Genomic DNA, 11805 nt, shown 5'->3' with positions numbered 1-11805 from the left:
GGGATATTATGAAGACGCAACGTGTTGCGATTATTGTACCGACCTTGAATGCGTCCTCCATGTGGGATGACTGGGTTCGCGGCATGAGGATGCAGAGTTTCAAGCCGGATGTTGTGTTGGTGGTTGACTCGTCGTCCACCGATGGAACCACGGAGAAGGCGGCGACCGAAGGCTACCGCGTGCACAAGATTGACAGAAAGGATTTCAACCATGGAGGTACCCGGCAGCTGGCAATTGATCTTCTGGACGGGATCGACATAGCAGTGTTTCTGACCCAGGACGCCGTGCTGGCCCACAAGGATTCCATCACCAGCATCGTATCGTCTTTTGCAGTGGATGATGTGGGTGTGGCGTATGGACGTCAGCTTGCGCGCAAGATAGCTGGACCGTTCGAAGCGCATGCGCGTCTGTTCAATTACCCGGGCGAATCCAGATACCAAACTGCGGCAGACATAAAGCGCCTGGGATTGAAAGCCGCATTTATCTCCAATTCTTTCGCTGCTTACCGGGTAGCCGCAATGAAGGCGGTAGGGGGTTTCCCGGCCAACGTAATTGTTTCGGAGGACATGCATGTTGCTGCCAGGATGATAATGGCGGGGTGGAAGGTGCATTATAATGCCGACGCTGTTGTCATACATTCGCACGGCTATTCCCCATTTCAGGAATTCCGGCGTTATTTCGATGTAGGCGCTTTTCATGCCAGGGAGCGCTGGGTGCTTGGAAAATTCGGCGCACCACATGGAGAAGGGCTCAGGTTTGTGCTCTCCGAATGGCGCTACCTGGGAGCAAGGCGCCTGTATCTGTTTCCGTCCTCCATTGCGAGGAGTGCCATGAAGCTCCTCGGGTATCGTATGGGTCTGCTGGAATCGAAATTACCCCTGTCATTCAAGCGTGCCGTAAGCATGCAAAAGGCGTATTGGAAATGATAAAATTTACCGGCTTTCTCAAGTCTGGGCAGGGAGTGGTAGTGACAAGCCTCCAGGTTTGTATCCAGTAATTACTGCGCCCGACCGGCGCACTTAAACCTGAGGATGCATGTTTTCGGACAGGTAGTGCCAGGATTATACAATAATAACCCGATTGCTTCGCTCCAAACCTATTTCACCTGACTCTCAGAGCCCATCATGACTGATTCCGCTTCCCCCGTAACTGTCTGGAAAATGACTCCGCTGGCAATTCTGTTTGCCGTCATCGTCAGCGGCTTGCTCGGTCTTACGTTCCACAAAGGATTCGATTTTATCTTCTACATGTGGTTCAACAAGGAAGAATACAGCCACGGGGTATTGATTCCATTTATCTCCGCCTTCCTGATCTGGCAACGCAAGGATGTGCTTGAGCGCCTGCCTTTCACGGGCTCTGTTACCGGAGTGGTTCTCGTGGTTCTGGGCCTGGTGCTATTCGTCATGGGGCGCATGAGCGCACTCTCACTGCTCATCAATTACGCGATGATTATCGTCATCGCGGGCTTATTCCTGGCATATATGGGTTGGCGGGCGCTCCAGATTATCCTTGTTCCCGTGTTGTTGCTCTTTTTCATGATTCCGCTCCCGGGTTTTCTCTATGAAACCTTTTCCGCCAACATGCAATTGCTCTCTTCCGAGATTGGCGTGGCGATCATACGGATGTTCGGTATCAGCGTGTTTCTCGAAGGCAATGTGATTGATCTCGGCTCAATGAAACTGCAGGTAGTCGAAGCCTGTAGCGGACTCCGTTACATGTTCCCTCTTGTGACACTTGGGCTCATAGCGGCGTACTTCTACAAGGATAGTTTGTGGAAACGCATCACCGTGGTGCTGTCCAGTATTCCCATCGCCATCCTGATGAACAGCGTACGCATCGGGGTTATTGGTGTTCTGGTCGAATATGGCGGGCCGGCGCAGGCGGAAGGCTTCCTGCATGATTTTGAGGGGTGGATCGTGTTCATGGCGTGCACGGCGGTACTCGTCGGTGAGATATGGCTGCTAAGCAAAGTCGGAGGAGTGAAACGGCCTCTGCGTCAGGTTTTCGGCTTGGAGTTCCCGTCGGATACCCCGAAGGAGGCAATGGTGCAGAAGCGAACACTGCCCATTCCGTTTATTGTTGCCTCTGTAATTATTGCTGCAACCGCGATTGCATCGATCGCACTGCCAGAGAGAACGAGCGCCGCGGTTCCCAGGAAGCCTCTCTCGGAGTTTCCGCTCCATCTCGGGGATTGGCAGGGGCGTGCTGCACAGATGGAGAAGATGTATATCGATGTGCTGAACTTTGACGATTACCTGCTTGCAAACTACGTGGGCGCGAAACAGCAAGTGCCGGTTAATCTGTATGTGGCTTATTATGAAAACCAGCTCGCGGCGCACAAGGTTCCCCACTCTCCGCGCGCCTGTCTGCCGGGTGGCGGATGGAAATTAACCGATCTCAGAGTGTATGCGTCTGGCGCGACATCTGCATCCGGCGAGCCCTTGATGGTAAACCGTGTCGTGATCCAGCATGGCGACCAGAAACAGCTTGTCTATTACTGGTTTCAGCAGCGCGGCCGCAATATCACAAGTGAATACCTTGTAAAATGGTATATCTTCTGGGATTCGCTTATGAAAAACCGTACCGATGGTGCATTGGTGCGTCTGGTGTCTCCCATCATGCCGAACGAGGACATCGCGGACGCTGACAGGCGGCTGGCAGAGTTCACCAGGCAGATCAGTGAACCACTCAGAGCATATATACCTGATTGAGCGTGTCGAATTTATGGATCTGCGCCTTCAGTAGAGTCATATCAGGCTTGCTGGCGGTCTTGTGAAATACGGGCGTGACGTGTGTTGCGCACTTTAATGAATTAGGAATTCATAAAAACCATGCGCCATTTTCGAATTTGAAATGACCTACCTTTTAGGTTTTATCACCGCTCTCGTTCTCAGCATGACCATAATCCCCCTGATGGTGCGGTTGGCGCCGAGAATCGGGATGATTGATCGTCCGGACCAGCGCAAGGTGCATGCGGAACCGATTCCACGCGCCGGCGGCGTCGGCATCGTGCTGGGCGCACTGGCGCCACTGGTGTTGTGGCTCCCGCTCGATGCATTGTCAGGCGCATATCTGTTTGGTGCGCTGGTTCTGTTGGCCTTCGGCGTGTGGGATGACATTCAGGAGCTTGGTCATTACGTCAAGTTCATCGGCCAGTTCATCGCAGTGGGCGCAGTGGTTTATTACGGCGATCTGTATGTCACGCATCTGCCCTTTGTGGCCGGCGAACTGGAGGAATTCACCGGAAAAGTCTTTACCGTTATTGCCATGGTGGGGATGATCAATGCTGTAAATCATTCCGACGGGCTGGATGGCCTGGCCGGCGGCATGTCCCTGTTGAGCCTCAGCGCGATGGCTTATCTGTCTTACTTGGCGGATGGCGAGGCATCTTTTCTGATTATCGTTGCGTTGGCCACCCTCGGCGGGATAGTCGGCTTCCTGCGTTACAACACCCATCCTGCCCGTGTTTTCATGGGCGATGGAGGCAGCCAGTTTCTCGGCTTCACGGCAGGATTTCTCGCCGTTCTCCTGGTCGAAAAGGTAAACACGGCTGTCAGTCCTGCGTTGCCCGCCCTGTTGCTGGGGTTGCCGATCGTGGACATTCTGGCGGTTTTCGCCCAGCGCGTTTACCACGGCATGAACTGGTTCCGGGCAAGCAAGAATCATATTCATCATCGACTGCTGGCGCTTGGTTTTGATCATTACGAAGCGGTAGTGATCATCTATTCAATTCAGACGTTCTTTGTCATCAGCGCGATTTTCCTGATGTATGAATCTGACGCGCTCATCCTGTCCATCTATCTGGGTGTCTGTGCCCTGGTTTTCGCCTTCCTCATTGTTGCGGAAAAAAACAGGTGGCGTGCAACCAAGTCCCAGCGTCCCACAGGCCTGGCAAAGATCATTGATTCGATCAAGCAGCACCGGCTGTTTTCCGCCATCCCGATGCGTTTTGTGTCGCTGGCCATACCGGTACTGTTTGTTCTGACTGGATTCATGGCGTCCCGGATTCCCCGTGACCTCGGCGTTGTGTCGGCCGTACTGGTGGTGATCCTGCTCGTGTATCTGGCGCTGCGCCGGGCCAGGGACACAACGGTGCTGCAAGTCGTCGCCTATGTGACAGCCGCCTTTGTCGTCTATCTCGAGACCCAGTATTGCAAGCAGTGGGCGCCGTACCTGGATACGATCGAGGTTGTGTATTTTGTCCTGCTGGTGGCTGCAATCGGGATTACCATCCGCTATGGCAGCAAGGCCGAGTTCAAGACCACGCCCATGGATTATCTGATCATTTTTGTGGTTCTGTTTGCCGGATTTTTACTGCATAATCTGCCTGAGAAGGCAGAGCTGGGAGGCATGGCGGTCAAGCTTATGATTCTCTTTTATGGTTGCGAACTCATCATTACGCGCATGCGCAAACTGGTGCATCTTCTGACTTTCGCTACGCTCACCACCCTGGCGACAATTGCTGTACGCGGTCTGATCTAGCCGGTTGCCACGAATCCTTTCAACTCAAACATAAACACCCTGGGGCATGTAATGGTTCACAGAACTATCATCATCAAGACGATCGCGCTGGCGCTGGTCGCACTGGTTATTTCCGGTTGTGGCGGCGCCGAGCAACGCAAGGCCAGGTACCTTGAGAAGGGCAAGGCCTACATGGAGGCGCAGAATTACGATAAAGCCAAGATCGAGATCAAGAATGCACTGCAAATCGACCCCAAGTTTGCAGAAGCTTATTATCTGCTCGGCCTTCTCGAAGAGAAAAAGCAAAATTGGCAGCAAGCATTCGGTTCCTATGCAAAAGCAGTAGAACTGAATCCTGAGCATCTTAAAGCCAGAGTCAGGCTGGGACTTATGTATCTTCTCTCCGGAAACGCCGACAAAGCGCTGGAAATGGCGGATTATGTCCTGGCAAAGCAGCCCGACAACAGCGTGTGCCAGGCACTGAAGATCCTGGTCATGGCCCAGAAGGGTGATACCAAATCCGCCTTTCAGAAGGCGGATGAATTGCTGGCGACCAAATCAACCGAGGATGATGTTATTGATCTCCTTTCAGTGTTTTACATGAAGCAGGGCAAACCCGACATGGCGGTGAAGGTGCTTGAAAAAGGGATTGCGGCAAGCCCGAAAAATGTGTCATTCCGTGTCGCGTTAGCCGGTATCTATTTCAGCAAAAAAGACAGCGCCAAGGCTGAAGAGCTTCTTCAGGAAATAATACGCATCGAGCCGGACAAACTGCCGCATCGTGTATCGCTTGCAAACTTTTATTCCCAGCTCGGTCAGGCTGACAAGGCGGAAGCAACCCTGCGCAATGCTGTCGAGGCCGATCCCGCCGACATGGATCGTCATTTGTTGTTGGCGAACTATTTCGTGGGTCGGAACGATTTCCCGAAGGCGGAGACGGTACTGCTTGCCGCCATCAAGGCCAATCCCGATGGCCTCAAGCTTCAATTCGGGCTGGCCAGCCTGTATGAGCGTAACGGCGCTTTAGACAAGGCCGAAGACGCCTACAGGGCGATCATCAAGGCTGATGGAACCAAGCAGGAAACCCTCGCTGCCAAAACAAGGTTGGCCAACCTGTTGTTTGCGCGCAGCCGCCTGGATGAGTCCGAGCGGCTGATGTCCGAGGTTCTTGAGGAAAATCAGCAGGACAACGAGGCGTTGCTCCTCAAGGCCAAATTATCCCTGGCAAAGGGCAACGCACAAGATGCCATTACCAGTCTGCGGATAGTGGAGAAAGATCAGCCAAAGTCCATTGAGGTTCTCACGCTGCTTGCCAGCGCGCACATGTTGAATGAGGCGCCGGAGCTTGCGAAAGAAAGCCTGCTCAAAGCTGTAGAGTTGAATCCCGGGAATCCGAAAGTACGACTGGGAATGGCGCAATTTTATGTAAAGGCCAAGGATTATGCGAGCGCCCAGAAATGGATAGATGAAGCACTCAAAGTGTCGCCGAAGGATATCGACGCGCTGCAAGCCAAGGTGGAAGTACATGCCGCCAAGCGCGATTTGAAAGGTCTGCAAGCTGCGATCGCAAAAATCAAGGAGATCTATCCAGACGACTCGCGTGGTTATTATCAAATGGGGCAGTTTTATCTGGCGCAGAAGAAATATGACGCGGCAATTCTTGAATTCGACCAGGCACTCAAAAAATCCGGCGTCGATGTCCTGCAGCCGCTGTCCGGAATAGTGAACGCCTATATGGCGCAGGGTAAACCGGAACGCGCGGTCAGCCGCCTGGAAGCAATTATAGAGAAAACGCCTGATCACCGGTTTGTGCATGAATTGCTGGCCGAAGTTCATATCGCGCGCAAACAGTACCCCGAAGCAGAGAAGGCGTTGCGCCAGGCAATCAAGGCCAATCCAAAATGGAATGTGCCATACAGAAATCTTGCCAATCTCAAATTCATGCTCGGTGATATGCCGGCGGCGGAAGAAGTCTATCGACAGGGCCTTCAGGCGATTCCCGATGACGCGATGTTGTTGCTGCATAAGGCGGAGTTCCATGAAAGAACCCGAAACTTCAAAGAGGCTATCGCTGCTTACGAACGTATTTTGAGCAAAAATCCGAACGTTCACGTTGCCGCAAACAACCTGGCGGCCTTGCTGGTGGATCATCAGGGAGACGCTGAGAGCCTGAAAAAAGCCAGGACGCTGGTCGAGCACTTTGATACATCGTCGCAACCGGCCTTCCGTGACACGCTGGGCTGGGTATATTACAAATCCGGTGACCTGGAAAAAGCGGTGTCGATTTTGCAGAATGTTGTAAAACAGGCGCCGAATGTATCTGTTTTCCGGTACCATCTGGGCATGGCTTATTACAAGCAGGGTAACCTGGCCGAAGCCAAGGCCGAGCTCGCCAAGGCATCGACTGGCAAGGATGATTTTGCCGGAAAAGATGAAGCCCGAGAGACGCTCAAAAAGATCCCATAGGCAGAATCCGGGGCCGGGTTCTTGTGTGTATGGCCCATGTGGTGTCGGCGACATGAACCGGTAATCCGGGCCGAACGAAAAAACAAGCCAGGCCATGACAAAATATCTTCTGGATTGCGGCGCCACGTGCCGCAATCCAGGCCGTGGATTGTGTCACTCCCTGCCTTAAGAAGGGCTGCCAATAGCCTGAAACTTATGCCAAACTTCTGTTTGGAACCGTGCTTTATTCGACTCTGATTTCAGGTATATTATTCAAAGAGAAGCGCGGCGATTGAAAGATCGGGCATGCTCGGGCCCGGTTAAACAAAGGAAGGACGGCAGGATAGCCCCTACGAGCGCATTGTTGCACCGAGACCCGGAAAAACAAAATGGCGTTAACTCGGCGTGGATTGTCAGCCTGCACCAAAGCTGGCCGACGAGACTCGTTGGAAGGCAAACCACGACATTTTCATTTTTGGCCAGGAATGAAGTTTAAAGATGTCAAACAGGTATTGATGAACTCGAGGCAGAGATTTGCTTTTGGTTGTCATGCATGAGCTGGTGCTGATCGAATATGAATGTCGGCGTGATTAGCTACCTGTCCGCGGCGGGCATTTTTCTCGTGCTTCTGGCGGTATTGCTGATCGGCCGTGCAGATGGCTCGTTTAAACGCCTGCTGGCTCTGGCCAGCACCGCGAGCGCGTTGTGGGCCGCCGCCGCCGCTTACCAGGCCGCCTATGGAACTCCCCTGATTGTCCCCCAGCTTCTGGAGCTGTTGCGCGATTTCGCGTGGCTGACTTTTTTGCTGCACATGCTGCACGTCAAGCTCGGGGAAAAGGGCGCCATGTCCACCTGGCTCGCCCTTGTGCGACACGGGCTTTATGCGGTGACAGCGGTAACGACGCTGTTTGCGCTTTATCACCACTTCAGTGCCACTGGCCTGTCTTTCCTGTCAGGATTCGATTTCCAGCTGGCCGGTCATTTGACGCTTGCCATCGCGGGTCTGGTGTTGCTGGAGCATATTCTGCGCAATACACCGAAGGATCTGATGCGCGCCATCAAATACCTGTGTTTCGGCGTGGGCGGGATGTTCGTGTACGATTTTTATCTCTATTCCGATGCCCTGTTATTCCAGCGTATCGATCCTGCGTTATGGGAAGCGCGAGGGTTTATCAATGCCACGGTGGTGCCGATGGTAGGCATTGCGCTGGCCAGAAACCCGCAGTGGTCACCGGGTGTTCTGGTGTCCCGCAGAATCATCTTTCATACCTCGGCCTTGCTGGGCAGCGGTGTTTACCTGCTTGCCATGGGAGTCGGCGGGTATTATGTCCGCGACTATGGCGGAACCTGGGGTATTGTCGCGCAGACCATTTTCCTGTTCGGTGCCGGACTACTGCTTTTGATCCTGCTGTTCTCGGGCCCGTTGCGTGCGCGCTTGAGGGTTTTTATCAACAAGCATTTTTTCCATTACAAATACGATTACCGCGAGGAGTGGTTGCGGTTTATCCGGACGCTGTCGTCGAATGAAACGGATATCCCGCTCCCGGAACGGGCCATCCGCGCCATCGCCCAGATGATCGACAGTCCGGGCGGGGTGTTGTGGTTGCGACGGGAACAAGGTCATTATGAGCCTGAAGCCAAATGGAACATGGAGCCGCCGTTGTCCGCCAATGAGCCCGCGGGCAGTTCGCTCATCCGGTTTCTGGAAATCCAGAAATGGGTCATCAATCTCGACGAATACCGGCGTGACCCGGGGCTGTACCAGAGTCTCGGCGATCTGGTGATGCCGAGCTGGCTGCGGACCTTGACCGACGCCTGGCTGATTGCACCGCTCATCTTGCAGGAAAAACTCCACGGTTTCGTGGTGCTGGCGCGTTCTCCCGCGGTGACCCGTCATTTCAACTGGGAGGACTGCGATCTTCTCAAGACCACCGGCACCCAGGCGGCCAGCCATCTGGCGCAGCACGCCGCTTCCCAGGCCCTGGCGGAGGCGAGGCAGTTCGAGGCATTCAACCGGCTTTCCACCTATGTCGTGCACGATCTCAAGAATCTGATTTCCCAGCTGTCGCTGGTGGTGTCCAACGCCGCCCGGCACCGCAACAATCCGTTGTTCATGGAAAATGTCATCAGTACCGTGGAAAATTCGGTTTCAAAAATGAACCGCCTCCTGGCGCGCATGCGCGAAGGCGCGCAGACCGAGACCAGGCGCATGGTCAACCTGGCTGGATTGCTGGAAGAGGTTGTGCGCGAAGCGCAGGCATCCACACCCGCGCCGGTGCTGGAATGCGATACGAGGGACATGGCGGTTACAGCCGACCGCGATCGCCTGGCGTCGGTGATGGGCCATGTAATCCGTAATGCCCAGGATGCGACGTCGGAAGACGGGCGCGTCACTGTTCGGCTGCATAAGCTCAACAGCCATGCGGTGGTGGAGGTGGAGGATACCGGTTGCGGCATGGATGAGGCCTTCATTCGTGCCCGGCTGTTCCGGCCATTCCAGACGACCAAGGGAGATTCCGGCATGGGCATTGGCGTCTACGAAGCGCGCGAGTTCGTGCGCTCCCTGGGAGGCGATATCGAGGTGGAGAGCAAACCGGGCAAGGGGACGATTTTCCGCATCCGTTTGCCGCATCAACCCGCGCTGGAACCGGTGCGATATCAGCAGAATCAGCATTGACCCGTCATTATGCCGATGAACAACAAACTGCTGGTGGTGGAAGACGACCCCGGGCTGCAGGACCAGCTGCGCTGGTGCTTCGACCGTTACGAGGTGGTTGTGGCCGGCGACCGTGCCGCGGCGATGGAGCAACTGCGCAAACATCAGCCGCCGGTGGTGACCCTCGATCTCGGCCTGCCGCCCGATGCCAATGGCATCAGTGAAGGTCTCGCGACCCTGGAGGCAATCGTCTCGCAGCGTCCTGACACCAAGGTGATCGTGGTCACCGGACAGAACGACCGCGAGAACGCCGTGCGTGCCGTCGGTTCCGGGGCCTATGATTTTTATCACAAGCCGATCGACGCGGAGATCCTCGGCATGATCGTCAATCGTGCCTATCGGTTGCGTGAGCTGGAGCTGGAAAATTACGCGCTCATGCAGCAGAAAACCGACCATTCCGTGGAAGGCGTGGTGGCTTGCAGCGCCGAGATGGTCAGGGTATGCCGCACGGTGGAGAAGGTCGCGCCCTCGAACGCCTCGATTCTGCTGCTGGGCGACAGCGGCACCGGCAAGGAGCTGTGCGCGCGCTCCCTGCATGACCTGAGCCCCCGCGCCAGCGGCCGTTTCATCGCCATCAATTGCGCCGCGATCCCCGAGAACCTGCTGGAGAGCGAACTCTTCGGCTACGAAAAGGGCGCCTTTACCGGCGCTGCCAAGCAAACCCCCGGCAAGATCGAGTACGCCAGCGGCGGATCGCTGTTTCTGGATGAAGTAGGCGATCTTCCCATGTCGCTGCAGGCCAAGCTGTTGCGGTTCCTGCAGGAGCGCGTGGTGGAGCGGGTGGGTGGGCGCGAGGAGATCCCCGTGGATGTGCGTGTTGTTTGCGCCACGCATCAGGATCTCCAGGAAAAGATCCGTTCAGGCACTTTCCGCGAGGACCTCTACTACCGCATCAGCGAGATTGCCATCCAGATCCCGCCACTGCGGGAGCGGGGCGGGGATATCCTGCTGCTGGCGCGTATGTATCTCGATCACTTCAACCGTGAACAGGGACGAAACCTCCGCAGCTTCAGCAAGGAGGCGTTGACCGCCATGGAGGCCTACAGCTGGCCGGGTAATGTGCGTGAACTGAAAAACCGCATCAAGCGCGCCGTCATCATGGCAGAGGGCAAGACGATCGTGGCGCGCGATCTGGAGCTCGAAGAGGTGGCGCTGGATGAGAAGAGTCTGGATCTGCGCCACGTGCGTGAGCAGGCGGAGCGTCAGGCGATTCTGCGGGCCCTGAGCCACTCTGCCGGCAAGGTCAGCGCCGCCGCCGACATGCTCGGCATCAGCCGGCCGACCATGTATGACATGATTCGGAAGCTGAACCTCAAGGTATAAAAGCCGGACATACGCAAGAACACATTAATGGGTTGATGTGTGTCGCCGAGAAGTCTGCTGCAAGCGTGAGTACACTAAATTCGTCATTCCGGCGCAAGCCGGAATCCTGCATATAAATGGTTTTATTGATATCAGCTTCCCTGGCCCCGGCTTTCGCCGGGACGACAAAGTTCCGGGAATTTCTTACGGCACGACCACGATATCGCCGCCTTGCAGGATGATGTTCTGTTCCAGGTCTTCGCCTTTCTCCACCCGTGAATACTTGAAATAGAATATTTTCTGCTCGCCATTGACCCGGCGAATTATTTTTATTTTGTTCACCGAGGCAAAAGGATTCGGCCCGCCCGCCATGCTGAGCGCCTGCATGACGTCGATAGTCCGGTTAGAGGCAAATTCACCCGGTTTGTTGACTTTTCCGACGACATAGATCTTGTTGCCCTGGCTTTGTTTGACGGAGGCCGTGACAACCGGATCGGGGACATATTTGGTCAGCTTGGCGGCAATAGTCACCTGTATTTGCTCGATGGTTTTGCCGGCAACCACAATATCGCCGGCGAGAGGGAAATTGATTCCACCATCGGGACGAACTGCATACTCACCCTGAAGATCTTTCTCTTTCCACACGGAAACGGCAAGAATATCGCCGGGCTGGATGATGTAGGCGTCACGGGGAGCGGTTTCTGGCGCAGTCTTCGCTCCCGCTGCGGCGCCTGGCGCCGCAATACCCGGCGCGGAGGCCGAGCCGGTGTTGTCCATGTCCGACGCGACGGCGGACGGGGCGGTGCCGCAGGAAACCAGGGCCGCCATGGCCAATATCATCACCAGGAACTGAAACAGCTTGTTGAGTCTCTGCATGGGTC

General features: G+C 55.2%; 7 protein-coding genes. 6 read left to right on the top strand and 1 reads right to left on the bottom strand.

Annotated elements, in window-relative coordinates; genetic code table 11:
* Positions 1–8: 8 nt before the first annotated feature.
* From SCL_RS07860 to prsR, 6 genes are all read left to right on the top strand, one after another.
* On the top strand, positions 9–926 hold the full coding sequence (locus SCL_RS07860; RefSeq protein WP_096360708.1) for a glycosyltransferase family 2 protein: 918 nt from the start codon (positions 9–11) through the stop codon (positions 924–926).
* A 198-nt stretch (positions 927–1124) separates the two neighbouring features.
* Entirely contained in the window at positions 1125–2711 is a 1587-nt protein-coding gene (gene xrtD, locus SCL_RS07855; protein WP_197702563.1) for a VPLPA-CTERM-specific exosortase XrtD, read from the top strand.
* A gap of 142 nt (positions 2712–2853) precedes the next feature.
* Positions 2854–4482: a glycosyltransferase family 4 protein gene (locus SCL_RS07850; RefSeq protein WP_096360706.1), complete on the top strand. Its 1629-nt coding sequence runs from the start codon at positions 2854–2856 to the stop codon at positions 4480–4482.
* A 51-nt stretch (positions 4483–4533) separates the two neighbouring features.
* Positions 4534–6927 (top strand): tetratricopeptide repeat protein, encoded by a 2394-nt coding sequence (locus tag SCL_RS07845; RefSeq protein ID WP_096360705.1) that lies wholly within the window; start codon positions 4534–4536, stop codon positions 6925–6927.
* A 565-nt stretch (positions 6928–7492) separates the two neighbouring features.
* Entirely contained in the window at positions 7493–9583 is a 2091-nt protein-coding gene (gene prsK / locus SCL_RS07840; protein ID WP_197702562.1) for an XrtA/PEP-CTERM system histidine kinase PrsK, read from the top strand.
* A gap of 15 nt (positions 9584–9598) precedes the next feature.
* Entirely contained in the window at positions 9599–10945 is a 1347-nt protein-coding gene (gene prsR / locus SCL_RS07835) for a PEP-CTERM-box response regulator transcription factor (protein ID WP_197702561.1), read from the top strand.
* A gap of 183 nt (positions 10946–11128) precedes the next feature.
* Here the strand turns inward: prsR and SCL_RS07830 are convergent, their stop codons facing one another.
* Complete coding sequence (locus tag SCL_RS07830; protein ID WP_197702560.1) at positions 11129–11800, bottom strand: polysaccharide biosynthesis/export family protein; 672 nt, start codon at positions 11798–11800, stop codon at positions 11129–11131.
* Between the last annotated feature and the right edge of the window lie 5 nt (positions 11801–11805).

It is taken from the genome of Sulfuricaulis limicola (genome assembly GCF_002355735.1).
In the GTDB taxonomy this organism is placed as follows: domain Bacteria; phylum Pseudomonadota; class Gammaproteobacteria; order Acidiferrobacterales; family Sulfurifustaceae; genus Sulfuricaulis; species Sulfuricaulis limicola.
Note: the sequence above shows the minus strand (reverse complement) of the source record. Positions and strands in the feature narration are given on the sequence as shown.